Below are 24,275 nucleotides of genomic sequence, written 5' to 3' on the forward strand. Positions count from 1 at the left end.
GGAGATTTCACATTGAACAAGCCATTCATCCTTCTGGGGAGTTGCGTCGGCGCCCTGGTGCTGGCCGGTTGTGGGCAAGCACCGGGGACGGGTACCGAGGAGGCCTCGCGGTCCGCGTCACTGGACACGTTGGTCAACGTCACGTTGAACAAGCCCGCCACGGCGTCGCACTACCAGACGGACCCGTACGTCTTCCTTCCGCAGTACGCGGTGGACGGGAACATCACCTCGGATGACTCGCGATGGTGCACGGGCGAGTACATCACCACGCAGCGGTATCTCGACGTCGACCTGCAGGGGACGTTCGACCTCCACCGGATGGAGGTCTACACGGGCTACCAGGGCGACAGGGCCATCTCGAGCTTCGCCCTCCAGTACCACGATGGGACGAGCTGGCAGCCCATCCCCGGCTCCACCGTGACGGGCAACCCGGCCACGGGCGTCGCCGTGTCGAGGACCTTCACGCAGGTGGTGCGAGGCCAGAAGGTCCGCTTCCTGTGCAACGAGCCGGCGAGCTCGAACTGCCGCGTGAAGGAGCTGTGGGTCTTCGGCGAGCCCGTCACGCCCGGGGCCAACCAGCCTCCCGTGGCCAACGCGGGCGCGGACCAGGGCCTCGTGCTCCCCACCTCGAGCCTCACGCTCACGGGCTCCGCCACGGACACGGATGGCACCATCGCCGCGTACGCCTGGACGCAGGTGAGCGGGCCCACCGCCACGCTCAGCGGCGCCAGCACCGCCACGCTCTCCGTCAGTGGCCTCACGGCCGGCACCTTCGTCTTCAGCCTCACGGTGACGGATGACGACGGCGCCACGCACTCGGACGATGTCACCGTGACGGTCACCTCTCCCACCACCACGCTGACGAACGTGGCGAAGAACAAGCCCGCCACCGCCCTGTCCACCAACGGGACCAACGTCGCCTCGCGTGCCACCGACGACAACCTGTCCACCTTCTGGGACTCGGGCTGGATGACCAGGCGGGGCACCCACCTCGACGTGGACCTCCAGGGCACCTTCCTCATCCACGGCGTGGAGGTGCACTCGTCCTTCTACGTCGACTCCCCCCAGGCCCTCGCCAACTTCGACCTCCTGGCGTGGGACGGCGGCTGCTGGAAGCCCATCCCCGGCGGCTCCGTGCGCAACAACCCCGCCTCGGCGACGCAGAAGACGGTGACCTTCACCACGCCCGTGGTGGCCTCCAAGGTCCGCCTCCTCTGGCTCGACACCCTCCGGAGCGGCCACGTGCGCGAGCTGCGGGTGATGGGCCATGCCACCACCCCCTCGACCGGTCCGCTGACGTGCGCGGCCGGCGAGCAGGTCGCCGTGCAGGATGCCCGCTACTCCTACGCGCTCTTCCTCCCCGCCGGCTACAACGCGGACCGCGACGCCCGGTGGCCCATCGTCTTCTCACTCCCCGGCACCGGGGGCGTGATGCTGACCGATGACCATCAAGCCGTGTCCACCAATGCCCAGGGCGTCGCCTGGAACCTGAGTGACGCCACCTTCCGCGCGGGCTTCAACGCCATCGCCGTGTCCATGCACTACTGGACCAACGGCCCCGTCCAGGGCGAGAACGCCTACTTCTCGGTGAGCAGCCTCATGGCCTTGCTCGGGGAACTGAAGCGCGACCTGCGGGTGGACCCGGACCGCGTCTACTTCGCCGGCTACAGCGGAGGCGCCAACATCCTCTACGGTGAGTCCGGACTGCCGCTCTACATGGACCGCGTCTCGGCCTTCGTCCCCATCGCCGTCACCAGCCACCCCGCCAACACGCCCAACATCTGCAACCTGCGCACGCTGCCCATCTGGCCCTTCCACGGCGGCGCGGACACCATGGGCCCCGCGTCTCAATCCACGGCGCTGAAGACCAGGCTGGAGACGCAGTGCGGAGGCACCACCAGCGCCATGCACGCCACCACCACCTACGCGGGCGTGGGGCACGCGGACACGCTGTGGCGCAACGCCTTCGCGGACCCGGCGCTCTGGACCTGGCTCTTCCAGCAGCGCATCAGCACCCGCCAGCCGTGACGTCGCCGCCCGCGCGGGCCACCACCGGCTCCCGCTCCTCGTCCCGCGCGTCCAACGCGGCGTCCACCGAGGCCATCAGTACCTCCGGCCGCACCGGCTTCTCCAGCACCAGGTGCGGCACCGTCTCGATGAAGCCGCGCGTCTCCGAGGTGTACGCCCCGCCGGAGATGAACACCACCCGCCGCGTCAGCTCCGGCTCCATGACGCCCAGGCGCCGGACGAGCGCCGCGCCGTCGACCTCGGGCATCTGCATCCACCGCCCGGGTGCTTGCCTCCGGGCGGCTGGACTGACACCTTGAAAGGGGTGCGCCTGAGTCCCTCAATTCCTAGATGGGCACGCTCTCGGGGCGGCTGATGAAGAGCGCGTCGAAGAGGGTGGTGTGGGGAGGCTCCTTGGGCTCGACGATGAGGGGGACGGGAGTGCGGGCGAGCGCGCGAGGAAGGGCGGTCACCCCGAACGTGGCCTCGAGCTTGCTGGCGACGACCTCGGCGGGACCCTGCATCTCGGGCGGAAGCAACTCCAGGAAGACCCGCTCTTCGATGCGCTGCCTGCCGCTGTAGCGCAGGTGCAAGCCATAGATGGCGTAGACAGGCGCCAGGATGCTGACACAGCCGACGACGACCCAGATACCCGGCTCCGGTGGGGGGAACTCCACTCTCGGGTACACGGCACAACGAAAAGACGCATTACAGGTGGACGTGATGTTCCCGACATCGAGTTCAGGCAGCGCTGCTTGGAGCTCGTCCACGAACGCGTTCCACTGATCCATCTTCTTGCGCTCTTGCACCCACAGCGTGAGGAAGCGCTCTTCTTCAGGACTGTTCTCTCGCCTGAGATGGAACTCCTTGTCCGCACGGTAGTAGTTGTGAACGAGGGCAAGCAAGGACTCCACCGAGAGGGGAATGGGGCTAGAATTCAATGACATGAGGCGTTGTTTCCTTGTCGCACAGGGTCGTGACTTGGGAGCCGAGTACGGCACGATTCAGAATCGTGTGAAACGTGCTCTTGAAGTCCTGACACACGAGGCCGGGGCTCGGGGAGTTGGGGAAGCCAAGCACGAGTCTTCCAGCCTCGTTGGCGCAATCGGCGGCGATGCGCTGCGCGAGTGCCGTGGAGATGGCCCCCTCGGCTTTGGTTTCCAGGGGCATTTCGACACCCATCTTGCAGAAGAAGGTGTCCCAGGTGGCCGTGTTGACGATGGGGACGTGCAGGCATGCGGCACGCCATCCGCCCGAGCCGGATTTGGGCTTCTTGACGACCGTGACGAACTCGAAATGGCGTGGCTGGTAGTGGTTGATGGTGCACCCCGCGAGGAGCGGCGGCATGACGGCGAACAGATGCCGGAGCGGGAGTGCACGTCTTCGCGCGAGTTGCCCTGAGATGCGCACGGCGTCACCTCGGCCAGAGGGGGATGGTCGCCCGCGAGGGTAGCAACGTTCATGCGACCCTCGCCTCCGTCTTCCGCCGACATCTGGCGTACGTTCCGGAGCGGACGTTCGCGACGAGGTCGAACGGGGGCGTCCAGGTGGACCCGGCGAAGGTGCACCGAAGCCCCAACGCAGTGGGTACGTTGCCGCGTGGAGGTGGGTTCGTTAACCTGGTCGGGCTTCAATTGCCCTACCTGTGGGCCGCAAGAACTTCCTCTTCGTCGGGCACGAGGCGGCGGGTGAAAACCTCGCGGGCCCTCTACGCCCTGGTGGCCACCTGCGAGGTGAACGCAATCAACCCCGAGGAGTACCTGGCGGACGTGTTGCTGCGCGTGCAGACGCACCCCAACTCGCGCCTCGACGAGCTGCTGCCGCACGAGTGGAAGCGGCTGCGCGCCGCGGACTCCTCCTGAGCGTCCTCGTGCTCGCAGCCTGCCCTGCTCATCGCCTCCTACCAGCTCGCGACCGCCGCCGAGCACGACCCCCGTCCGCCCTCAAGCAGCCTCAGCACGTCGTCCGCCGGACGGGTACCCAGCATCAGCCCATCCCAGAACAGGGGCAGTGGCTCGGTAGTGTGGTGCGCGGCTACTTCGCCTACCACGCGGTACCGACGAACGTGTAGACGCTCAGACAATTCCGGAGAGAGGTAGAACGACACTGGCTGCTGGCCCTGCGCCAACGCAGTCAGCGTCACCGGATGACGTGGGAGCGGATGCGTGCGCTGTCCAGTCGCTGGCTTCCTGTACCCCGTATCCTGCACCCCTGGTCCGTCGAGCGCTTTTTCGTCAGGACCCAAGGCAAGAGCCCAGTGCGTTAGCAGCGCCCGCTGGGAGCTGTGCAGGGGGCGGCCCGAGTCGATGAGGCGAAGGGCCGTCCCTACCGCGACCATGGAGGGAGAAGCCCTCCAGGAAGGCGCAGCGGGGCACCTTCTTGGGCGGTGGCCTCACGTCCAGCCCCGTCCATCGGAAGCGCTGCTGAAGGGACTGGGCCTGATAGGCCTGCCGCGCGTCCTCGGGCCCTTCCCCAAGACCACCGTCAGAGCTTGCGCGCCTCGATGAGGCTCACGCCGCTCGGGGAGGGAGTGGTGCGCTCCAGCGCCCAGCCGGTGCTGGCGAGCAGCGCCTCGTACTCGCGGGCCGTGCGCTCGCGTCCATCCGCGACCACGAACATGTTGAGGTCGATGAGGGCCGTGCGCGAAGGCTCCCCGTCCGGCATCACCATCTCCACCACGAGCAGCCGGGCTCCCGGCGGTGCGGCGCGATGAAGCTGCCGGAGGATGGAGGTGGACGAGGCGTCGTCCCAGTCATGAAGGATGTGCTTGAGGAGGTAGGCCTCCGCGGTGGGGATGACGGGCTCGAAGAAGCTCCCCGCCACCAGCTCCATCCTCTGGCCCAACCCCTCCGCCTCCACCTGGGCCCGGGCTCCGTCGATGACGTGCGGTAGATCGAAGAGGATGCCTCGGCAGGAGGGGTGGGCACGGAGCACGGCGGCGAGCAACACGCCCTGGCTCCCCCCCACATCGGCCACGCGGGCATAGGGTGAGAAGTCGTGGAGGCGTGCCACTTCCGCGGCCACGAAGCTGGAGAAGCTGCCCATCGCACGGTCGAAATGCGCGGCCTCCTCCGGGTTCTTCTGGTAGTGCTCCCAGAGATCGGTCCCCAGCACCTTGCGGACCGGGGCGCGACCCGTCCGCACGGCGGTGACGAGGTCTCCCCAGGGCAGCCAATGGCCGGGGGAGGTCTGCATGATGGCCATGTCATGCATCGACCCGGGCACCTCCGAACGGAGGCAGGCCCCCAGCGGGGTGAGCGTGAACGTGCTGGGATGCTCCTGCGTGAAGAGGCCCGCGACCACCCCCGCGCGCATCAGGCGGTACAGCCCATCCGGGTGGGCTCCGACCTGCGGCGCCAGCGCCTCGCTCGAGAGAGGACCGCTTGCGAGCAGGTCCGCGAGGCGAAGTCGCGCGACCACACCGATGACCTGGGAGATCCAGTAGCTGGAGATGTGCTCCAGGAGCTGCTGCGAGAGATTCGGCGGAGGTGTCTGGTCCATGGAGGGCGGGACGATATCGAATCGCGTGATGCGTGCCGAAAGCAGATTTGGAGCACCTGGCACTTCTCCAAAATTCTACGTGACCTTCCTGCCCCAGTTTGTCCCGGCTGGGGCTGACGTCCTGTCCTCCACCGTCCTGCTCGCCGCGATCCATGCTCTCGAGGGCATCCTCTGGTTTGCGGCGCTCATCGCGGCCACCCGGCCCCTGGCGGCGGCGCTCCGTCGTCCAAGCATCGTACGTGCCCTGGACCGCATCACAGGTGGTGTGCTGATCGTGTTCGGCCTCAAACTGGTTCTGGACGCAAGGCGCTCCTAGTTCCACCTGATGGCGTGAGGTTCGCTGCGCGGGCCCGGGGCTTGTGGCATACAGGGGTGGTCATGTCCGACCCCCTCCACGTCCGGATTGAACAGTTCCAGGCGCTCGGCCGTACTCCCGAGGCGCTCGCCACCGCCGAGGCCCTCGCCACCGAGCTGGCCAGGCAGGGCCAGCCGCTGCGCGCCATCGCGGTGTGCAGAGCCCTCCTCCAGCTCGAGCCGGCTCACACTCGCACCCCGCAGCTCCTGGCGGACCTCTACGCGAAGCCTGGTGCCCCGGGCGCCACTTCTCCCGCCACGGGGGCCGGTGCCTTGCCGCGGGCGCCCCTCTTCTCGGAGCTCGGCCGCGAGCCCTTCATGGCCCTGGTGGGCGTCGTGGAGCTGCGCGCCTTCGCTCCCGGGCAGCACCTCATCACCGAGGGCGACCCGGGCCGCTCCTCCTTCGCCATCGTCGAGGGCAGGGTGGACGTGTTGCGCAAGATGGACGGGGGCGAGTTGCGCACCCTGTCCTCGCTGAAGGAGGGGGACTTCTTCGGGGAGATTGCCCTCGTCTCAGAGAGTCCCCGGCTGGCCAGCGTGGTGGCCACCCAGCACGTTCTGGCACTCGAGCTCCACCGTACCCGCGTGGAGCGCATCTCCTTCCGGTACCACGCCGTCGGCGACACCGTTCAGGCCTTCTACCGCGAGCGGCTGCTGGCCAACGTGCTGCGCAGCCATCCCGTTTTCTCCGCGCTGGCCCCCGCGCAGCGCGAGGCGCTGGCCCACATCTTCGAGCTGCGGACGGTGGAGGCCGGGCACGTCCTCATCGAGCAGGGCCAGCGCGGCGATGCCCTGTACCTGCTGCTCAGTGGCACCTGCACGCCGCTGTTCCGCCGCCCCGACGGGCAGCAGACCGCCTTCCCCCCACTGCGCGAGGGGGATGTCTTCGGGGAGATCTCCCTGCTGCTCGGCCAGCCGGCGACCGCCACGGTGCGCGCGGAGTCGTCCTGCCACATGCTCCGGCTGGGCCGCGAGGCCTTCGAGCAGTACCTCTCCGGCCAGCCCGGCATCCGCGCCGCCCTCATGCGGCTGGGCACCGAGCGGCTCCTGCACATCTCCAAGCTGCTGGCGTCCGGACGGGCCGTGCACGAGGGCGACTCGCGCGTCTGACTCAGCTCCGCCTGCGCGCCTCCAGCCACTGCCGCACCAGCGCCGGCACGCCCTCGCGGATGGTGGGGTAGAGGAACTGGAAGCCCGTGCCATGCAGGCGCGCGTTGGACAGCCGCGCCTCGCTTGTCAGCGAGTCCGTCACCACCGGCCCCATCAACAGGTTGCACAGCCACCTAGGCACGAGCGTCTTCTTGTAGGAGACGCCCAGCGCCTCGGCTGCCACCTGGGACAGCTCCCCGAAGGTCGCCGGCTGGTCATCCACCACGAAGTAGCGCCGGCCCACCTCGCCATGCTCCAGCAGGTGCAGCAGCGCCCGGGCGCAGTCGTCCACGTGGATGGGGGACATCTGTTTCGTGAGGCTCTCCTTCAGTCCGAAGATGCGCTTGCCCGTCTTCATCGGCTCCAGCGCGTACTCCTCGAACCAGGAGCCCAGCCCGTACACCGAGCCGGGATAGGCCTCCACCAATGGCAGCCCACGCTCCAGGTGCCGGGGGAGTGACTCGATGGCGGGCGCGATGTATGGGCCCCACCCCGTGGGATGTGGCGTGGCGTCCTCCGCCACCAACCGGGTGCCCTGGTCTCCGTAGTAGCTGGTGCCCCCTACGTAGAGCAGACGCTTCACCGTGCCCGGCTTCAGCGAGTCCAGCAGCAGCGAGTCCATGCGCAGCCGCTGATCCCGGTAGGCCTCGGCCCGCTTGTGCGTCACCCGGGCTCCGAAGGTGAGCGGCTGCGCGAGGTGCACGACCCCCTCGCTCGTTGCCGCCTCCTCCTGCCAGGGCCCCGGGGTGAGCAGGTCCCCCTGCACCACGGTGACGCCCTCGTGCTTCCACCGCTCGGCGGCCCGCGTATTTCGGGTGAGCACCTGCACCCGATAGCCCGCCTCCAGTGCCAGTGAGACGAACCTCGCGCCGATGAATCCCGTACCACCCGTGACGAACAGACGCTTCACCGTGAGTGCCTCCACTCGCATTCCCCCTCAGGTCAACGCTTAGCGCACCCGGGGACATGGCGGAAGGTCACTCGGCGTCTCCTCAATGGGCGACGGTGCAGACACCCCCTCCGTTGAGGTGCGCCTGATCCACGATGCTCTGTGTCACGAACTCCTGGAGCGTCCGCACCGTGTAGGCGCCCGGCTCGTAGACGACGGGCCTTCCCTGGCCATCCTTCAGCTCGCCCCCGTCCAGGCCCCGCAGATCCAACAGCTTCTGCTCGGCCAGCCCCTCGGGGGTGATGACCTTCTCCCCGTCCGCCGCGGCGGCGAAGGCGTCGAAGCGCAGCTCCACCCCCCGGTGGGTGCCGAGCCGGTCATAGAACATGTGCTCGGCGTGAATGGTGACCTCGGCCTCCGCCACGGAGCTCTCTGGCACGACGAGCCCCAGCGTCCCGTCCACCCCGTTGACGCAGTCCACCATCCGTGCGTCCACCGGGAAGCCCATGCGGAACGTGTAGATGCCTACGCCTCCCTTCACCGCCACCCCCTCCAGCCAGTAGCTGTAGCCGCGCTCACGCATCATCGCGAGGTCCTCGGCGGAGACGCTTCCGTCCGGCAGCTTCGTGCCCTCCCTCGGCGGGCTCACCCGAAAGCCCACGCTCCAGCGTCCCGCCGTCAGGCCCTTCAGCTCCGTCAGTGGGATGTCTCCCTTCTGCACGTCCACCAGCACGTGCTCGCTTGACTCTCGCTTCTCCCCCGTGGCCGCTGTGAGCGTGAAGTCCCCCATCGATACCAGGTACTTCGTGAACTGCACCGACCAGCCGTCCTGGAAGAGATGGCTCGGATAGCCCCGCTGCGTTCCATCCCCCCCGCTCATCGTCACGCGGACGTCCCCCTCGGCCACCGGCTCGCAGGACGCCCCCGCGAGAGACACCCCCATGAATACCGCATGCCACAGCTTGGATTTTGATTTCGGGAAACTCATGTATCAGGGAGTTATTTGTAACAGTGTTGCAAGTCAAGGAGAGGGTGGTGTATCCCTCCGGCTACCCCCGAGCGAGGTCTTCCCCCTTGATGTGGATTTCCAGTCTGGTGCTCCTCCTGCTGAGCACCACGGCCGAAGCCCCCGTTTCTCCCCCCGTCCCCGTGGACGCCGCCCCTCCCGTCATGCCCGCAGATGCGCCCACCCTGGTCGCCCCAGCCCTGGTGCTGCTGCGTCTCACCATCGACGAGGCCGGCGAGGTGTCTCGCGTGGAGGTGCGTGAGTCGGCGGGTAGTGTTTTTGATCGCGCTGCGATGGCTGCTGCCTTGCGCTGGCGCTTTCAGCCTGCTCGGCGCGGCGAGCTGCCTATTGAGGTCCAGGCGGATGTTCCGGTGACCTTCACGCCTTTTGTAGACACGGTGGGGACGGCGGGGGCCTTGGGGGAGGAATACCCTCACCCCGACCCTCTCCCAGAGGGAGAGGGGGATACGGGGGCAACCCAGGGGGCGGATACCCTCACCCCGACCCTCTCCCGGGGGGAGAGGGAGGGGACCTCTGTGGAGGGGTCCTCTGTTGAGGGGTCCTCTGTTGAGGGAGCTGCTGGGGTGGGGACCTCTGTGGAGGGGAGTGCTGGGGTGGGGAGTGCTGAGGCTCCTTCGTTTGCGACCACCGTTCGTGGCCGGGCTCCTGCTCCTCCTCCGGCCGCAGTCGGCGATTTTCAGATCCCCATCGGCCAGCTCGCCGATGTGCCTCGAAACTCCGCCTCGGACCTCATGTTGCTGGCTCCCGGTGTCATGCTCGCCAACCACGGCGGCGAGGGCCACGCGGAGACCATCTTCATCCGCGGCTTCGACGCCGGTGAGGGCAAGGATGTCGAGTTCCGCCTCAATGGTGTCCCGCTCAACGAGGTGTCCCATGCCCACGGCCATGGCTACGCCGACACCTATTTCATCATCCCAGAGTTGGTGGACTCGCTCCGCATCACCGAGGGCCCCTATGACCCCGCTCAGGGCGACTTCGGCGTGGCCGGCTCCGTCGAGTACCAGCTCGGGTTGAGGCGCCGCGGCCTCACCGCTTCCGCCAGCTACGGCAGCTTTGCCTCTCGCCGGTTGTCGCTGGTGTGGGGGCCTCCTGAGTCCAGTGAGGCCAACTTCGTGGGCCTGCTGTTGCGCCAGGGCCATGGTTTCGGTCCCAACCGCGCTTACGCCAACGCCGGCGCCATGGCTCAAGTTGAATTCCGCGTCGGCGAGGAGACCCGGCTGCGCCTCTTCGGCGCCAGCTACGCCGCACGTTTCTCCTCTGCGGGCGTCGTCCGGGAGACGGATGTGGTGGATGGGCGCATGCCCTGTGCTCCTGGCGCGGACTCCCAGTTCTTCTGCTTCTATGACCCCAACCAGGGCGGGGCAGGGCAGCGCCACATCCTCTCCGCCGAGCTGCAGTCACGGCTGCGCCGCGGCGGGCGCTTCGTCCAGCAGGGCTTCGTCGTGGTGCGGCAGATGCGCATCCGCGACAACTTCACCGGTTTCCTCAATGACGTGCCTCCTGTCGGCGAGGACCCGCGCGGAGACAACACCGAGCAGTACTACCGCGGCACCACCGTGGGCCTGCGCGGGCGCTACTCGCCGGGCCTCACCTTCTTCGGCCAGTCGCAGCCGCTGGAGCTGGGCTACCTGGCGCGCTTCGATGATGTGCTCACCCGTGCCCGCCGCCTGCGCGACCACGGCGGCGCACCTTACGCCACCCTCTTCGACAACCAGGTGCGCACCACCAACCTGGGCGCCTACGCCTCCCTGCGCCTGGCTCCGCTCTCGTGGCTCACCCTGCGCGGTGGTCTGCGTCTGGACACCTTCCTCTTCGGCGTGGAGGACCAGAACCGCCCCACCTCCGACCGGCAGGGCGAGCGCATCCCCGAAGAGTCCATCGAGGCTTACGGTTTCTTCGCCAGCCCCCGCCTCACCGCGGAGGTGCGGCTCACCCCCCGCTTGACCTGGCTCACCAGTGCTGGCCTGGGCGCGCGCTCCAGTGACGCGGCCGCACTGTCCGACGCGGAGCTTGCCCCCTACGCCCGCGTCACAGCGGCGGAGACGGGCCTGGGCTGGCGGCTCGGTGGCGACGACCGCCCCTTCGACCTCGAGGCGCGGGGGGCTTTCTTCGTCACCCGTGTCTCTCAGGACCTCGTCTTCGACGAGTCGGCCGGCCGCAATCAGCCCGTGGGCCCCTCGCAGCGCCTGGGCGCCTTCGCCACCGCGCGCTTCACCCTGGAGGACCGCGTGGACCTTCAGGCCAGTGCCGCTTGGGCCCGCGCCACGCTCCCAACGCCCGGTGCCCCGCAATGGAAGCTGTGGGAGGGCGCGGTCATGCCGTACATCCCCCACCTTCTCGGCCGGCTCGATGCCTCTGTGCGCGGCGAGCTCCCCGTGTCCGGGGTGCCGGTGGGGTGGAACCTGGCCCTCGGGCACAGCGCCATCGGCCCCAAGCCGCTGCCTCTCGATCGCTACAGCGAGCCCATCTTCCTCTTCGACGTCGCGGCCCGTGCCCGGTGGAAGTGGATGGAGCTGGGCTTGTCCGTGGAGAACCTGTTCGACGCGCGCTGGCGCGAGGCCGAGTTCAACTACGTGTCCAACTTCCGCGGCCCGGACGCTCCCGCCTCACTTCTGGCCACGCGCCACTTCGCCGCGGGCTCCCCGCGCACCTTCCGAGGAACCTTCACCCTCTACCTGGACCTCCAGGACGAGGAGCTTCCATGACGACTCCCTTTCGCACCACCCGCCGTGCCTTCACCACGCTGCTCGGCACCGCATTGCTCGGCGGTGGCTCCGCCTGCGGACTGTCCGGTACCGGTGGCCGCGCCATCGTCTTCCGCATGGGCCTGCGCACCGCCCGAGCCCCCGGCGAGACGCAGCCCGGCCTCTTCACCACCGACACCGGCTGGCGCGTGACGCTCACCTCCGCGCGCATGGTGCTCGGCCCTATCTACCTCTTCGAGAACTCCTCACCCCTCCAGCCAAGCCCCACGGGACGGTGGTGGCGCCGCGTGAGCGACGTGCTCGCCCCTACCGCACACGCCCATGACTCCTTCTTCGCCGGAGGGCGGGTGCTGGGCGAGTGGGACCGCGAGGTGGTGTATGACCTGCTGGGCGACGGGGGCGAGACGCGGGTGCTCGGACGCTCACCGGGCATTGCCGGCGTGGCGCGCTCCTTCTCGCTGCTGCTCCAGCCTCCGTCCCGGTCGTTGGGCGCGGAGGCGGCGTCACTCGAGGGGCGCTCGGTGCTGATGGAGGGCACGGCCTCGCGCGAGGGGCGTACCCTGGCCTTCCGCGCCGCCCTGGACTTCCCCCCGCCGGTGGAGCTGCAGCGGGTGGAGTTCGTCCCCATCGACGTGGAGCTGGAGGACGAGGGCCTTTTCGTCGTGGAGCTCCATCCGCACCGCTGGTTCGAGGGCGCCCTCTTCGAGCGCCTGGAGGTGCCACCAGGCGGCGCGGCGGTGGCGGTGCCCCCGGAGAGCCAGGTGCACCGCGCGCTGCTCGTCAACGTGCGGCGGCACACCGCCTTCTCCGCTACCTGGGAGTGAGTGCCGGGCTCGCGTACCGCTCGAGGATGAACTCGAGCTCCGCGCTGGGGGTGGCGCCGAAGCGCAGGTAGTAAAACCTGTCTCCCTGCGTGACGGTGAAGCGGGCCTGGTAGGTGATGCCGGGGCACACCGCTGCGGTGGGGCTCACCTCCACGGGCACGTCCACCGCGTCCAGCTCGTCCCAGACGCCCACGGGGATGTTCTGGTCGAGGTACAGCACGATGAACTCGTCCTGGTCCGGCTTGGAGACGAGCTCCGTGTGGCCCACGTGGGAGCCCGCGTCGGCTGTGGGAAGCGTCAACCGGTAGCGCGTGTGGCCCATGTCCGTGGACGGCGGGAAGCCGAACGGGGGCATGTTGGGCGCGGCCGTGACGGACTCCACGGTGCTCACGAGCGAGTGGGTGCAGGCATGCTCGAGATCGCCGTTGCGCTTGCCCGTGGTGAAGTCCAGCTTGCCGTCACCCAGGAAGGTGCTGGCCTCCAGCCGGTTGCCGGCGGCGGCGCTCCGCAGCGCGCTCAAGTCCAGTGCGTACGTGGACTCTTCCTCCAGCGGCGGTCCTCCCTCCTCGGGCGCCGTGAGGGTGAGGGTGAGCGTGAGACCGTCGGGCGACCACTGGCCCGTCAGCGGGCGCGGCGCGAGCGTGGTGTCGGTACGGTTCACCAGCGTCACCTGCGCGAAGGCCGGGTCCATGGCCTCGGTGAAGGTCACGGTGAGCACCTTGCGGAAGTACGCGCCCGGGCGGCTCGCTTCGGCGTCGTAGTACATCTCCACCGGGTAGACGCCCTGGGCGCCCTCGGCCACGCTGGACGAAGAGACGGACGCACGGGGGTGGTCCGAGCCGGTGCGGAAATCCAGCTTGCCGTCGCCCAGCAGCACCGTGCCGTCCAGCGCGTTGCCGGCCATGTCCTGGAAGCCCTTCAGCTCCAGCGAGTGTGCATCGTCATGGCCGAGCCCGGTGACGGGCACCTTCAGCGTGTTGCCGCTCCATGCCGGGGCGCCGAGCTTCAGCCCGCTCGAGGGCACCAGCGTCCCCGTGTCTGGCTTCATGGGCTCGCTGAAGGTGATGGACACCTCGGTGGTGGCACCAGGGAGCACGGCCTCCGCGTGCTCGGTGGGCGAGGTGGCCGTCACCTTGGGCGGCTGCGTGTCCGCTCCCGGGGGAGCGGGCGGGGTGGGGCGGTCTTCGCAGGCCGTCAGGGTCAGGGCGCAGGCGGTGAGCAGGGCGGTGCCAGGGAAGGGTCGCATCGTTCGGGGCTCCTCTCGTGGAGTTGGAAATGGCACCGGGGCGGCCTCGGGAGAGACCGCCCCGGCGGGCGGGCGTGGGCCCGCGTCGGTCAGCGGGGGACTAGTTCGTCAGCGAGCCGTTGCAGTTCTCGTCCACGCTGTTGCCGGTGAGCTCCGTGGCCGAGGGGTTGATGCTGGCGTTGGCGTCGTTGCAATCGTAACGCTGGGTGATGTAGCCGGCGGGCGGCACGCACGCGGTGAGCACGGAGACGGAGCTGTTGCCCCAGGTGTCGTTGTCCGCGTCCTGGTAGTAGCGGACCCGGTAGTCCTCCACGCGCTCGGCCACCACGCCCACGAGGTTGCCCGAGGCCGTGCCCAGGTCCACCTGATAGTCCGTGGTGGTGCTGGCCAGGTCATACACGGTCACCGTCACCAGCCCGCAGCCCGAGACGGACACGGTATGGCTGAGCGCAGGAGTCAGCGTGGTGGCGCCATCCTTCACCGTGATGGAGTTGCCCTGCGTCCGGTAGAAGGCCCAGGAGCCCGCGGTGGCCGGACGGAACTTCACCGTGCCCGTGGCTCCGGCCGGCAGCGTCACGTCGTACTGTTTGTGCGAGGTGTTGATGCTGGGGGTTGAGCCGGTGAGGCCGCTCGTCGCGGTCACCGACAGATGATCCGCCGGGTTGTTCGAGTGCAGGCAGGAGTGAGAGCTGATGCTGGAGCTGAGCGCCGTGCAGCCGGCCTCCAGCGAGGCCTCCTGCTGTGAGGTGCCCTGCTCCTCCTCGAGGGCGGGGCCACAGGCGGCCAGCGACAGGCCCACGAGCGCACCGCAGACGTTCCGCATCGTCATCTTCATGGTTGGTTGGTCCTTTCGATGTGAACCGGGAGCGGCGCGGCGCCATGCGCCAGCACCACGTGCTCCTCGGCACCCGCACTGATGACGTAAGTGCAATCGAGTTGCAATAGTGTCCGTGGTGTTTCTAGCGTCGGCTACTGGAGGTGCTCGATGACCAGGCCCAGCTCGGGCAGGGAAGTGGGGCCGAACGTGACGGTGTACTGGACCTTGTCCATCAGCTCGTAGCCCACCATGTGCACCAGACCTCCCTGGCAGACGCCGTCGCGCAGCGCCTCGGGGATGGGGGAGCTGGCGGCCACGTCGAGCACCTTCGTACCCTCGCGGAAGGCCATGGGGACGCTCGCGTCGCTCAGGTAGGCGATGAAGTCACCCGTGGCATAGGCCTTGAAGTTGAAGGTGCCCACGTACTGGCCGCCCTCCGGGCGCAGCTTCACGGTGTAGTACGTGTGGAAGGAGTCCACGCGGGGCTGCCGGTCCACGGACGCCGTCACCGTGGCGAAGGGGCCGTTGGTGACGTGCCAGCACGCGTGCTCGCCGTTGTCACCGAAGTCGAACTCATCCCTCGGCACGTAGTTGGGATCTGGCTCGCATGACAGGCCCTGCGCGGAGGCCATGTAGCCACGGTCGCAGTGGCACCAGTCCCCTGTCGCCTCCCGGTGGATGTGGCCGTTGGGGGCGCACGGGTCCGTCTGCTCCTGGGGCTGTCCTTCGGAAGGATCGGGGTCCGGCTCCGGGGGTCGGCCGCAGGCGGCAAACACCACCGCGCTGGCGGCCAGGGCAAGGAATCGGCGGTTGGATCGCATGCCTCTTTCCTATCTGCATCACCGTGGAAAATGCAACGGAGATACAGAAAACGAAAAGGGTCCGCGGGCGGAGCGGCCCACGGACCCGGTCAGGCCTGGCGGCCCGGGCAGGGACTACTCCTCGTGGTGGTGCGCCGCCTCCTCGACGACGAGGGTGAACTGGGAGTTCTGCGGGAAGATCGCCTTGAACTCCAGGCGGTACTCCACGTTGGCCTCGAGGTCCGCCACGACGGCGGTGCGCAGGCTGCCGCACGTCTCCTCGGGCACCTGGAGGCGGCACTCACGCGCCACCTCGGTGTTGCCGTTGAAGATGCGCAGGCCGCGATGACGCGACAGGAAGAAGGCGTACTCGCCGGACTCCTCCGGGATGAAGTTCACCGCGCCGCCGTAGCCGTAGCCGTAGCCGCGGGCCGGCAGGGTGATGTTGTAGGCGGTGTGCGGCGCGCTGACATCCACGAACGGGGTGGAGCCCAGCGCCGCGGCCGTCACGGCCTCGAAGGGACCGTACTCCCCATGGAAGCACGCGTGCTCGGCCACCTCGAGCAGCTCCGTGGCCTCGGGCTCCCCGCAGGCCGAGAGCAGCTCGTCCTCCCGTGCCTCCAGCGAGGACGGCTGGGACTCGGCCTCGGTGGTGCTGCCGCAGCCGGTGAGCAGCAGCGCGACGCCGGAGGCCAGCAGGCTCTTCTTGAATACGTTCTTCATGATGTGACTCCTGGTTGGGGGGACTACGGGGTTGACACTTCGGGAACGACGGAGGACGGCTCAGGTGCGCTTCGGGGGAAGCACCGCCCAGGACACGACGACCTGGCCAGACGGGAGGTGCTCGGGCGGCAGTTGCATGTGGGGTCCCACGTCTCCGAGCTTCAGGGCGGGGACCCGCTGCCGTGCTTCCTCATAGGAGGCCGCGTCCGGGAAGGTGACACGCGCCACGCAGCCGGCGGCGTAGCAGCGCGGCGGCTCGGCCTGCATGGGCAGCACGTCCGCTTCAATGGTGGCGCGCCAGGTCTCCAGCGCCGTGCGTGCCCCCTGCGTCCACGGCTCCTGGCTCTCTCCGGACGCGTGGAACTCGGCGAGCACCGCGTCCCGGCGCGCCAGGGAAGTGGCGTAATCGGCGCGCAACGCACGTACGATGCGCAGGTGCTGCTCCGACAGCTTGCGGCGGGCGCGCGGGGTCTCGGGCCAGGGCCTCGGAGCCGTGCCGGGCACCACCGGGGCGGATGCCCTGGGGGGGAGTGGGGACACCACCGCGGGAGGCGCGAGGGGCTCGGAGGTGGCCGCTGGGACGGCCTCGGGCGCCGGTGCGGGGGACGGGGCTCGTGCGCTGAGTTCCTTGGACCCGGCCAGCGGAGGCCCGGCCTGAGGGAGCTCCACCGGGCGGCTCAGCCAGGCCGCCGCCAGCAGCGCCAGTACCAGCCCTCCCACTCCCATGCTCCACACCATTCGCGCCACCGCGAGTCTCCCGCATGCGCCATCCGTGGGCGCCAGTGCTTCCGGGCTTTCCCGTCAAAGCGCCATCAATGTGCCACTGTCGGGCAAATGTAATCAAGTTGCATTTGTGTCCGAGGTGCACGTTTCCCCGTCCGGGGCTTCTTCCGGGGTGTGCACGGAGGTGGGGAGTGAGAGGACGGCCCGGCTCAGTGCTCGGTGAGCACCCGCGTGCGCGCGACCTGGACGATGGGCGCGCGGCCCTGTCCCCTGGCGATGGCGCGGAGCTCCTACGGGGACACGCGTGGCCGCGGCTCGAGGATGAGCGGCACCGGCGTCACCAGCAGCGCATCCACGCAGTGCTTCCGCTGATCGACCTGGTGGCGCTTATGCGCGCCCCTTACCGCGTCTAGCGGCCCTGCACGTTCCAGGACTCGCGCAGCGAGGTGGGGATGCGGAAGGGCGGCCGCCCGGCGCCACGGTTCATCCACACCATCCCCTCGACCAGCTTGCGGCCGAACACCTCCGCGAGCCTTGCCACGAACCTGGAGCGGTCTCCCAGCTCGTCCGAGGCCTTGCCCAACATCGCCAGCGGGCCGATCAGGTACCGGGTCCAGTCCGCGGGAGGGACGGCCAGCATGTCGGCGATCTCCTCGCCCAGGATGTGGCGCATGAGCGAGGCCGCCATCCCATCGAAGAGGTCTCCCGGCGTGACGTGCTCGGCCATCTGGATGAGCGCGCGCGTCAGCTCCTGCCCCTCGGGGCTCGCGCGGAAGTGGCGCCGTTGGACAACCTCGGCGAGTGCCGCGCAGTCCTCGATGTCCTCCGGAAGCACGGCCGCCTCCAACCCCATCATGTGCCCCACCACCTTCCAGCAATGGAGGTAGGCGTTCTGCTCCTGTCTGGACAGCGTGCAGCCCAGTTTTTCGAGCCCCAGGATGACCGCGTACGAGAAGTCGACCAGCGTCCCCGCCAGGTCCTCCTGGTTGATGGGGTAGCCCCACTCGGGGTTCCAATGGCCGCTCTCCAAGAGGAGGTGGCGCACCGCCGCGTGCATCAGGCGGACCTTCTGCGCGCTGCGGATGCCGTTGCCACCCGGCGCCAGTCCGTCCGGTGCCAGCACGTCCACCAGCATCTGCGCCGTCTCCATGATGCGGCGGAAGGGGTCCGTCGCCAGCCGGGCGGTGAGGTGGATGACCTGGACGCCTTTGGCCGCCGCGTAGCTTGCCGGCAGGGCGCCGCAGAAGAGGGAGACGACCGCCTGCGGCCCGTACCGGCCAAAGAGCGCCTCGCCCTGGCGAACCAGGTCGGGGTCCGCCCACTCCGGTAGCTGCTTCGTCCGCAGCAGGTAGTCCTGCAGCATCTCCGGGAGTGCTTCGGGGACGAGCTGATCGTTGCGGATGAGCTGCTTCAGCAGGACGTTGGCGGTCTCCACCTGTCCCTGCTGGAACAGGTTCTTCACGGTCTGATCGGCGAGCGGGTCTCCCCGCTGGCGGAAGCCGTCGAGGAACTCATCGGTCCATCGGTTGGCGCGCATGGGCTGCGGCATTCTATCCAGGTGCTCCCGTTTGGCTCGAAATGAGCCAGGGGCCGGGCGGACGGGCGGCTGTTTCCCTCGACGAGGGGCACGTTGCCGTTCCGGCCGACGGAGCCCCAGCTTTCTTGGAGGCTTCCATCTCCAGGGAGGGTTGAGCGTGGAACCCGAGAGGCCAACTCGTCCGCCAGTCGAGCCCGTGAATGACCGGGAACCGGTACCGGTGCCTCGTTCCCAGGTGACGGTGAAGACGGTGCTCACCATCTGCGCCACCGTGGTGGGGGTGCTGGCTGCCGTCTACCTGTTCATCCACGGCATCGTCACCCTCACCCTCACCGTGACGGCCATCCTCCTGGCGGTGGCCTTCAACCATGGGGTGGAAAGGCTGGAGAAGCGGGGCCTGAGGCGGCCGATGGCCATTGCTGGGGTGATGCTCCTGGTGCTGGGGACGCTCGTGGGGGTGGGCTTCCTCATCATCCCCGCCACGGTGGCCCAGGTCCGGGAGTTGGTGGAGCGCCTGCCGGAGCTCAACGAGCGCATGCACCAGACTCCCGTCTTTCAGTGGCTCGACGCGCGGGTGGGCCTGGAGCAACGGCTGGGCGCCTTCGGAGCGGGCGACTCGGGACTGCTCCAGTGGGCCGTGGACCCGGCCCTGCGCGTGTTGCGGGGACTGGTGGCCGGAGTCGGTGCCCTTGTCACCGTGCTCTTCCTCGTCGTCTTCATGCTGGTTTATGGCGGCCGGGTGGTGCGGGGGCTGCTGGCCGAGTCCCTCCCCATCCACCGCCAGCGCTATGAGCGGGTGCTGAACAAGGTGTACCAGGCCGTGGGGGGCTACCTGAGCGGGCTGGCCCTCATCGGCGTGGTGAACGCCGTCTGCGCCACCGTCTTCCTGGCCATCCTCGGGGTGCCCTTCTTCCTGCCGCTCGGAATCCTCTCCGGCCTGGGCAGCCTCATTCCCCTGCTAGGCGCTACCGCGGCCGGCCTCGTGCTCGCGCTGGTGGCGTTCGCCTCGGGCGGGTTCTGGGATTTCCTGGCGGTGGGCGTCTACGCCACCCTCTACCAGCAGTTCGAGAACCATGTGCTGGCGCCCGTCATCTACAAGCGCACCGTGGAGCTCAACCCGCTGGTGACGCTGCTCGGCATCATCCTCTGCGCCGAGCTGGCCGGCGTGCTCGGCGCCTTCCTGGCGGTCCCCATCGTAGGCACCTGTCAGATTGTCATCCGCGAGCTGCTCCTCTTGCGGCGCGAGCGGCTCAACCTGCCCCTGAGGGGAGATGTGGCGGAGCAGCTCGAGAAGCGGGGCCCCCGGCGTCTACCCTTCTGGCGCCGGCCCCGCCACGTGTGAGGCCCCCGGTGGTGGCTCAGGCGCCGGGCCGGTACATGGCGGCCGTGCGCTGGGCCAGGAAGCCGCGCGGGAGCAGCCGTGCCGCCAGCGTCAGCGTCTGGTTGATCAGCCCGGGGACGTAGAGCTCCTTGCGGTGGATGAAGGCCCGTACCGCATGCGCGGCGCACTCCGGGGCGCTCATCATCCCCAGGTCGCCCGACTTGAAGCGGTTGGAGAGCCCCGTCCTGTCGAGCATCTCCGTGGAGATGCCGCCCGGCGCGAAGACGGTGACGGACACGCCCTGGGGCCGCAGCTCCTGCGTCAGCGCCTGGCCGTAGCTGCTGACGAAGGCCTTGGTGCCACTGTAGGCCGCCTGGTACGGCACCGGGATGAATCCCGACAGGCTGGAGACGAACATCAGCCCGCCCCGCGTCCCTCGCTCGACGAGGTAGCGCGCGAAGAGGGTGGAGAGGCGCACCAGGCTGGTGACGTTGGTGTTCAACATGGACTGGAACTCGCTCCAGTCCTGCTTGAGGGCATCCCCCCAATACGTCACGCCAGCGTTGAGGATGACGCCGTGGATCTCCCGCTCGCGCGTGGCCTCGGTGAAGACACGCTCCACGTCCTCGGGCCGCGACAGGTCCGCCACGATGAAGGCGGCCTGCACGCCATGGCGCGAGCGCAGCTCCTCGCACAGCGCCTCCAGCCGCTCCCGCCGCCGCGCTACCACCAGCACGTGGCCGCCCTGGTCCCTCGCAATGGACCGGGCCATCTCCTCGCCCAGACCGGAAGAGGCTCCCGTGACGAGCGTCCAGCGCGACCGAAGCTCCAGCTTCTGATTCATGCCGCGCACCCTAACCCGTGAAGGCCGGGAGCGCATGGTCCGCGAGCAATCGGAGGCGGGGGAGGGGGACTACAGGGCCTCGACCCGGCCCCCTCCCAAAGGGGAGAGGGCGGGGAGACGAGGCAGGGAGGTGACTCCCTGCCCAGGTGCTTGCTTCAACTACGGCGTGGCCGGGTCCAGCAGGGACATGATCCAGCCCGCGCGCTCGTGGCCGGACTTGTTCCACTCGGGGTTCTTGCCGCCCACGATCTGCGTGTCGGTGAACGTCGGGGCGCTCGAGGTCGAGCCCGTGCTCATCGTCCCGCTGTAGTAGGTCGGGTGCGTGTTGTCGGACTGGATGTAGTCGTAGCTGGTGCTCGAGCTGACGAAGTGCGTGTTGGCGTCGCGCAGCGTGCCGACCAGGGCGCCGGTGATGCGGGCGACGTAGGCGGCCTCGGACTCACCCGCGACATAGCGGAGGGCGTCGCGGTCGATCTGCCCGTCGCCGTTGGAGTCGTAGTCCGCGCCCATGTACTCGGCGAACGCGTCCGCGCACTGGAAGCCGTTCTGCGCCGCCAGGTTGCAGGTGCGCCAGTTGCTCTTGGCCAGGTAGGGCAGGAACTTGGCGCGCTTGTTGATCTTCGCCCCGGTGGTGGAGTCCGTGCAGCTGGTGAGCACGTTGTCCGCGTCAAAGCCCGGGTAGTAGATGTTCATGACGATCTTGGCCTTGGCCGTCGTCGCGTACTGGTTGATGGCCTGCATGGCCTTCTGCGTGTAGTTGGTGCAGTTGGCCAGGGCGGTATCCAGCCCGGAGTAGTTACAGGTGCCCGTCTGGTCCGTGAAGGCAGAGCGCGCCTGCAGATAGTCGTTGCCGCACATCTCGAACATCACCACGCGGGTGTTGGTCGCCTGCATGTACGAGCGCTCGGAGACGATCTTGTTGTTGTAGATGTCGTCGGCCTTCGCTCCGGACTTGGTGCGGCGGACCACCTCGATGTTGGCGCCAAAGTCCTTGGCCAGGTACTCGCCCTCGACGGCGGGCGCCGCGCGCTTGGCCACGCTGAAGAGCGAGCCGTTGTAGCCAGCGAAGATGGAGTCGCCGTAGGCCACGACGCGGTACGTCGAAGCGGCACCGCGGTTGATGGTCCACGAGGTGTTCTGGTTGATGGTGCTCGCGAGCGCGTCGCCACCCAGCACGAGGCTGGCCGTCAGCGTCACGGCAAGGGACACACCCTGCCCGTTGAGACGAGAGAACATGAGGAACTCCTGGAATTGTGAAAAAGGGGGGAAACAGGAGCACGGCTTATTGGCCGGCATCACCGATATAACAGAAAGTTGGAGCATGACGAAGTGTCTGTATTGAAATTGCGACGCGACATGCTTTTCCGGAGCGTGCGCGCGTGACGGGCCGCGTCATGCGTCAAATGCCGCGGTGCGCCGTGTTTGGACTGTCAGCTATTCGGCATTCGGCTTGTCCCGCTGTCGCATGGTGAGAGCTGACACTTTCGCGCTACGGGCAGAGGGGGGGGGCCGTCCAGACTGGAAATGCACCGTGTTCTCTCCACCGCCGCCGCGATGGTGCTCGTCCCCGTGCTGATCGCGGTGGGCTCGCTCCTGGTGGTGCTCCGGGTGGTGAATCTCCAGCAAGAGGCTTTGCGGCGCCATGCCTTCGCCACGGGGCAGGCCCTGGATGCCGAGCGGCTCAACGCGGAGTGCCAGCACATGGGGCGACTGGTCCGCGGTGAGCTGATCTCCCCGAATCCCCAGATGCTGGAGGCACTCGCGGCCTCGCGCGCGCAGTTCGACCAGACGCTGCGGCGGATGCGCGAGATGAGCCGGGAGCCCGGGGAGCGAGAATTGCTGGAGGAGAGCGGCCGGGCCGAGGCGTACATCCGTGCTCTCTCCCAGGAGTTGATGGAGCAGCGCAGGAGAGGAGTGCCGCTCGAGTCGTTGCTGCCGCGTATCGCGGTGGAAATGAAGGCCGCGCGCGAGGTGCTGGACAGCAACATCCAAGCCTTGTTGCGGTACGAGCAGCGCGAGATGGAAGCCGCGCGGCACCAGGCGAGCGAGGTGATGGGCGGCGTGGTGCGTGTGTTCTTGCTGGCCATTCCCATTGCCGTGGCCATCCTGGTCGTGCAGGCGGTGCTGATGATGCGCGAGTTCCGCCGGAGGCACGCGGCGCAGGCGGAGGCGGAGCGGTACGCGGCGGAGCGCGCGGCCTCGGAGGCCCGGTTCGCGGGCATCGTCGCCATCGCCGCGGACGCCATCCTCGCCATCGACGAGGCGCAGCGCATCACCATCTTCAACTCCGGGGCGGAGGCCATCTTCGGCTACGGCGCGCCGGAGGTGCTCGGACAGCCGCTCGACATGCTCCTGCCGGAGCGATTCCGGGCCAGCCACCGTCACTTCATCCAGACGTTCATCGCAGGCACCGTGGACGCCCGGCGGATGGGGGAGCGCCGGCCAATCTTCGGCCTGCGCAAGAATGGCGAGGAGTTCCCCGCCGAGGCGGCCGTCTCCAAGCTTCGCCTGGAGGGAAGGCTCATCCTGACGGTCATCCTCCGGGACATCTCCGCGCAGAAGCGGGTGGAGGAGGAGCAGCGCTTCCTGGTGAAGGCCGGGGAGCTTCTCTCTTCCTCGCTCGACCCCGAGCAGACGTTGTCCAGCGTCGCCCAGCTGGCGGTTCAGTCACTGGCGGACTGGTGCATCGTCAACCTTGTGGAGGGAGAGCAAGTGCGCCGCTCGGAAGTGGCCCACCGGAACCCTGGCAAGCAGGAGCTGGCGGCGGCACTTCAGGCCATTCGGCTCGAATTGCACCAGCCCTTCCTCGCGCGCGAAGTGATGGTGCGGCAGGAGCCCCTGTTCATCCCCCACGTCACGGGGGAGCGGCTCGCGGCCATGGTGCAAGGGGCCGAGCACCTCGCGCTGCTCCAGCAGTTGGACCTGCGTTCCATCATGGGCGTGCCCCTCGGGACGAAGGGGCGGCTTCTGGGGGCGCTGGTGTTTGTCTCCTCCGAGTCTGGACGCGTCTACACGCCGGGAGATTTGGAGTTCGCACTGGGGTTGGGACGGCTCGCCAGCCTGGCGGTTGAGAACGCCCAGCTGTACCAGGCCGCCCGTCGCGCCACCCAGGCGCGCGACGATGTGCTGGGCATCGTGGCGCATGACCTGCGGAGCCCCTTGAACTCGATTGTCCTCACCACCCAGGCGTTGCAGCGGCGGTTGCGGGCACGGAGCGACGAGGGAAGGGATGTGGAGCTGCTGGAGATCATCGTCTCCTCCGCGAGGCGGATGAACCGGCTGATCGACGACCTGTTGGACGTGGCCCGGATGGAGGCGGGCCGGTTGTTCATCAACCCGGGCCCGCAGCCCACCGAGGCTCTCCTGCGTACCGTCCTCGAGGCGGCCCGCCCTCAGGCCCAGGCAGGTTCGGTCCAGTTGGAGCTCGAGGCGCCTGAAGCGCTTCCTCCCGTGATGGCGGACAGGGACAGGCTCCTGCAGGTCTTCTCCAATCTGCTGGGCAACGCGCTGAAGTTCACCCCGCCAGGAGGACAGGTGAGGGTGGGGGCCCAGGTAGAGGGCGGGCAGCTTTGCTTCTTCGTGCGGGACACCGGGCCGGGGATTGGCCCGGAGGCGCTCACGCGCATCTTCGATCGTTTCTGGCAGGGGGACCGGAAGGACCGTCGTGGGGCGGGTCTGGGGCTGTCCATTGCCCGCGGCCTCATTGAGGCGCATGGCGGGAAGATGCGGGTGGAGAGCGAGCCTGGCCGAGGCAGCACCTTCTTCTTCACCGTCCCCGTCGCACTCTCCGCGCCGGCAGGGTGAGGCT

General features: G+C 68.5%; 22 protein-coding genes and 2 pseudogenes. 10 read left to right on the top strand and 14 right to left on the bottom strand.

Annotated elements, in window-relative coordinates; translation table 11 throughout:
- Positions 1-12: 12 nt before the first annotated feature.
- Positions 13-2,028 (top strand): PKD domain-containing protein, encoded by a 2,016-nt coding sequence (locus tag OV287_RS16270; RefSeq protein ID WP_267534940.1) that lies wholly within the window; start codon positions 13-15, stop codon positions 2,026-2,028.
- On the opposite strand, the gene OV287_RS16275 is transcribed toward OV287_RS16270, so the two are convergent.
- The 3 genes from OV287_RS16275 to OV287_RS16285 form a co-directional block, all read right to left on the bottom strand.
- Entirely contained in the window at positions 2,009-2,275 is a 267-nt protein-coding gene (locus OV287_RS16275; protein WP_267534941.1) for a response regulator, read from the bottom strand. The genes OV287_RS16270 and OV287_RS16275 overlap by 20 nt on opposite strands.
- A 79-nt stretch (positions 2,276-2,354) precedes the next feature.
- On the bottom strand, positions 2,355-2,954 hold the full coding sequence (locus OV287_RS16280) for a hypothetical protein (RefSeq protein WP_267534942.1): 600 nt from the start codon (positions 2,952-2,954) through the stop codon (positions 2,355-2,357).
- Positions 2,938-3,417 carry a hypothetical protein gene (locus tag OV287_RS16285; RefSeq protein WP_267534943.1) on the bottom strand — a complete coding sequence of 160 codons (480 nt, stop codon included), beginning with the start codon at positions 3,415-3,417 and terminating at the stop codon, positions 2,938-2,940. Before OV287_RS16285 ends, OV287_RS16280 begins: the two co-directional genes overlap by 17 nt.
- 235 nt (positions 3,418-3,652) lie before the next feature.
- Between OV287_RS16285 and OV287_RS16290 the strand changes: the two are divergent.
- A pseudogene (locus tag OV287_RS16290) lies at positions 3,653-3,869 on the top strand (transposase domain-containing protein); the annotation flags it as partial.
- 622 nt (positions 3,870-4,491) lie between these two features.
- On the opposite strand, the gene OV287_RS16295 reads toward OV287_RS16290, so the two are convergent.
- Positions 4,492-5,508 carry a methyltransferase gene (locus OV287_RS16295; RefSeq protein WP_267534944.1) on the bottom strand — a complete coding sequence of 339 codons (1,017 nt, stop codon included), beginning with the start codon at positions 5,506-5,508 and terminating at the stop codon, positions 4,492-4,494.
- A gap of 79 nt (positions 5,509-5,587) precedes the next feature.
- On the opposite strand from OV287_RS16295, the gene OV287_RS16300 reads away from it, so the two are divergent.
- Both OV287_RS16300 and OV287_RS16305 read left to right on the top strand, forming a co-directional pair.
- Complete coding sequence (locus tag OV287_RS16300) at positions 5,588-5,824, top strand: LysE family translocator (protein WP_267534945.1); 237 nt, start codon at positions 5,588-5,590, stop codon at positions 5,822-5,824.
- Between the two features lie 62 nt (positions 5,825-5,886).
- A complete protein-coding gene (locus tag OV287_RS16305; protein ID WP_267534946.1) occupies positions 5,887-6,972 on the top strand; it encodes a cyclic nucleotide-binding domain-containing protein in 1,086 nt (361 codons plus the stop codon).
- 1 nt (position 6,973) lies between these two features.
- Here the strand turns inward: OV287_RS16305 and OV287_RS16310 are convergent, their stop codons facing one another.
- Together OV287_RS16310 and OV287_RS16315 are read right to left on the bottom strand one after the other, a co-directional pair.
- On the bottom strand, positions 6,974-7,921 hold the full coding sequence (locus OV287_RS16310; protein WP_267534947.1) for an NAD-dependent epimerase/dehydratase family protein: 948 nt from the start codon (positions 7,919-7,921) through the stop codon (positions 6,974-6,976).
- 82 nt (positions 7,922-8,003) lie between these two features.
- Positions 8,004-8,843, bottom strand: a complete 840-nt coding sequence (locus tag OV287_RS16315; protein WP_267534948.1) for a hypothetical protein — start codon at positions 8,841-8,843, stop codon at positions 8,004-8,006.
- Positions 8,844-9,070: 227 nt separating this feature from the next.
- Here OV287_RS16315 and OV287_RS56455 point away from each other — a divergent pair.
- The 3 genes and pseudogenes from OV287_RS56455 to OV287_RS16325 all read left to right on the top strand — a co-directional run.
- Positions 9,071-9,280: pseudogene (locus OV287_RS56455) on the top strand (TonB family protein); the annotation flags it as partial.
- A 378-nt stretch (positions 9,281-9,658) separates the two neighbouring features.
- A complete protein-coding gene (locus OV287_RS16320) occupies positions 9,659-11,632 on the top strand; it encodes a TonB-dependent receptor (RefSeq protein ID WP_373371914.1) in 1,974 nt (657 codons plus the stop codon).
- On the top strand, positions 11,629-12,456 hold the full coding sequence (locus tag OV287_RS16325) for a hypothetical protein (protein WP_267534949.1): 828 nt from the start codon (positions 11,629-11,631) through the stop codon (positions 12,454-12,456). The genes OV287_RS16320 and OV287_RS16325 overlap by 4 nt, the downstream gene beginning before the upstream one ends.
- Here OV287_RS16325 and OV287_RS16330 read toward each other — a convergent pair.
- From OV287_RS16330 to OV287_RS16350, 5 genes are all read right to left on the bottom strand, one after another.
- Entirely contained in the window at positions 12,443-13,702 is a 1,260-nt protein-coding gene (locus OV287_RS16330; RefSeq protein ID WP_267534950.1) for an Ig-like domain-containing domain, read from the bottom strand. The genes OV287_RS16325 and OV287_RS16330 overlap by 14 nt on opposite strands.
- Positions 13,703-13,802: 100 nt before the next feature.
- Positions 13,803-14,537, bottom strand: a complete 735-nt coding sequence (locus OV287_RS16335) for a putative metal-binding motif-containing protein (RefSeq protein WP_267534951.1) — start codon at positions 14,535-14,537, stop codon at positions 13,803-13,805.
- A gap of 134 nt (positions 14,538-14,671) precedes the next feature.
- Positions 14,672-15,340 carry a hypothetical protein gene (locus OV287_RS16340; RefSeq protein WP_267534952.1) on the bottom strand — a complete coding sequence of 223 codons (669 nt, stop codon included), beginning with the start codon at positions 15,338-15,340 and terminating at the stop codon, positions 14,672-14,674.
- 114 nt (positions 15,341-15,454) lie between these two features.
- Positions 15,455-16,042 carry a hypothetical protein gene (locus OV287_RS16345; protein ID WP_267534953.1) on the bottom strand — a complete coding sequence of 196 codons (588 nt, stop codon included), beginning with the start codon at positions 16,040-16,042 and terminating at the stop codon, positions 15,455-15,457.
- A gap of 60 nt (positions 16,043-16,102) precedes the next feature.
- Complete coding sequence (locus OV287_RS16350; RefSeq protein WP_267542354.1) at positions 16,103-16,780, bottom strand: hypothetical protein; 678 nt, start codon at positions 16,778-16,780, stop codon at positions 16,103-16,105.
- Between the two features lie 176 nt (positions 16,781-16,956).
- Between OV287_RS16350 and OV287_RS16355 the strand changes: the two genes are divergently transcribed.
- Positions 16,957-17,178 carry a hypothetical protein gene (locus OV287_RS16355; RefSeq protein WP_267534954.1) on the top strand — a complete coding sequence of 74 codons (222 nt, stop codon included), beginning with the start codon at positions 16,957-16,959 and terminating at the stop codon, positions 17,176-17,178.
- On the opposite strand, the gene OV287_RS16360 is transcribed toward OV287_RS16355, so the two are convergent.
- Positions 17,175-18,302 (bottom strand): oxygenase MpaB family protein, encoded by a 1,128-nt coding sequence (locus tag OV287_RS16360; protein ID WP_267534955.1) that lies wholly within the window; start codon positions 18,300-18,302, stop codon positions 17,175-17,177. The genes OV287_RS16355 and OV287_RS16360 overlap by 4 nt on opposite strands.
- Before the next feature lie 220 nt (positions 18,303-18,522).
- On the opposite strand from OV287_RS16360, the gene OV287_RS16365 reads away from it, so the two are divergent.
- Positions 18,523-19,644, top strand: a complete 1,122-nt coding sequence (locus OV287_RS16365) for an AI-2E family transporter (RefSeq protein ID WP_267534956.1) — start codon at positions 18,523-18,525, stop codon at positions 19,642-19,644.
- A 16-nt stretch (positions 19,645-19,660) separates the two neighbouring features.
- Here the strand turns inward: OV287_RS16365 and OV287_RS16370 are convergent, their stop codons facing one another.
- A complete protein-coding gene (locus OV287_RS16370; protein ID WP_267534957.1) occupies positions 19,661-20,467 on the bottom strand; it encodes an SDR family NAD(P)-dependent oxidoreductase in 807 nt (268 codons plus the stop codon).
- Positions 20,468-20,626: 159 nt separating this feature from the next.
- Positions 20,627-21,703: an SGNH/GDSL hydrolase family protein gene (locus OV287_RS16375; protein ID WP_267534958.1), complete on the bottom strand. Its 1,077-nt coding sequence runs from the start codon at positions 21,701-21,703 to the stop codon at positions 20,627-20,629.
- Between the two features lie 288 nt (positions 21,704-21,991).
- Here OV287_RS16375 and OV287_RS16380 point away from each other — a divergent pair, with 288 nt between their 5' ends.
- Positions 21,992-24,271 carry a sensor histidine kinase gene (locus OV287_RS16380; protein ID WP_267534959.1) on the top strand — a complete coding sequence of 760 codons (2,280 nt, stop codon included), beginning with the start codon at positions 21,992-21,994 and terminating at the stop codon, positions 24,269-24,271.
- The last annotated feature ends 4 nt before the right edge of the window (positions 24,272-24,275 follow it).

This window comes from Archangium lansingense, from assembly GCF_026626635.1.
Lineage (GTDB): Bacteria > Myxococcota > Myxococcia > Myxococcales > Myxococcaceae > Archangium > Archangium lansingense.

What these genes read in the sequence shown, in the direction of transcription:
- OV287_RS16375 (WP_267534958.1), bottom strand. Translation starts at nt 21,703, where the DNA reads ATGTTCTCTCGTCTCAACGGGCAGGGTGTGTCCCTTGCCGTGACGCTG.
- OV287_RS16345 (WP_267534953.1), bottom strand. Translation starts at nt 16,042, where the DNA reads ATGAAGAACGTATTCAAGAAGAGCCTGCTGGCCTCCGGCGTCGCGCTG.
- OV287_RS16325 (WP_267534949.1), top strand. Translation starts at nt 11,629, where the DNA reads ATGACGACTCCCTTTCGCACCACCCGCCGTGCCTTCACCACGCTGCTC.
- OV287_RS16295 (WP_267534944.1), bottom strand. Translation starts at nt 5,508, where the DNA reads ATGGACCAGACACCTCCGCCGAATCTCTCGCAGCAGCTCCTGGAGCAC.
- OV287_RS16360 (WP_267534955.1), bottom strand. Translation starts at nt 18,302, where the DNA reads ATGCGCGCCAACCGATGGACCGATGAGTTCCTCGACGGCTTCCGCCAG.
- OV287_RS16350 (WP_267542354.1), bottom strand. Translation starts at nt 16,780, where the DNA reads ATGGTGTGGAGCATGGGAGTGGGAGGGCTGGTACTGGCGCTGCTGGCG.
- OV287_RS16275 (WP_267534941.1), bottom strand. Translation starts at nt 2,275, where the DNA reads ATGCCCGAGGTCGACGGCGCGGCGCTCGTCCGGCGCCTGGGCGTCATG.
- OV287_RS16280 (WP_267534942.1), bottom strand. Translation starts at nt 2,954, where the DNA reads ATGTCATTGAATTCTAGCCCCATTCCCCTCTCGGTGGAGTCCTTGCTT.
- OV287_RS16305 (WP_267534946.1), top strand. Translation starts at nt 5,887, where the DNA reads ATGTCCGACCCCCTCCACGTCCGGATTGAACAGTTCCAGGCGCTCGGC.
- OV287_RS16320 (WP_373371914.1), top strand. Translation starts at nt 9,659, where the DNA reads ATGTTGCTGGCTCCCGGTGTCATGCTCGCCAACCACGGCGGCGAGGGC.
- OV287_RS16380 (WP_267534959.1), top strand. Translation starts at nt 21,992, where the DNA reads ATGCACCGTGTTCTCTCCACCGCCGCCGCGATGGTGCTCGTCCCCGTG.
- OV287_RS16335 (WP_267534951.1), bottom strand. Translation starts at nt 14,537, where the DNA reads ATGAAGATGACGATGCGGAACGTCTGCGGTGCGCTCGTGGGCCTGTCG.
- OV287_RS16370 (WP_267534957.1), bottom strand. Translation starts at nt 20,467, where the DNA reads ATGAATCAGAAGCTGGAGCTTCGGTCGCGCTGGACGCTCGTCACGGGA.
- OV287_RS16340 (WP_267534952.1), bottom strand. Translation starts at nt 15,340, where the DNA reads ATGCGATCCAACCGCCGATTCCTTGCCCTGGCCGCCAGCGCGGTGGTG.
- OV287_RS16315 (WP_267534948.1), bottom strand. Translation starts at nt 8,843, where the DNA reads ATGGGGGTGTCTCTCGCGGGGGCGTCCTGCGAGCCGGTGGCCGAGGGG.
- OV287_RS16330 (WP_267534950.1), bottom strand. Translation starts at nt 13,702, where the DNA reads ATGCGACCCTTCCCTGGCACCGCCCTGCTCACCGCCTGCGCCCTGACC.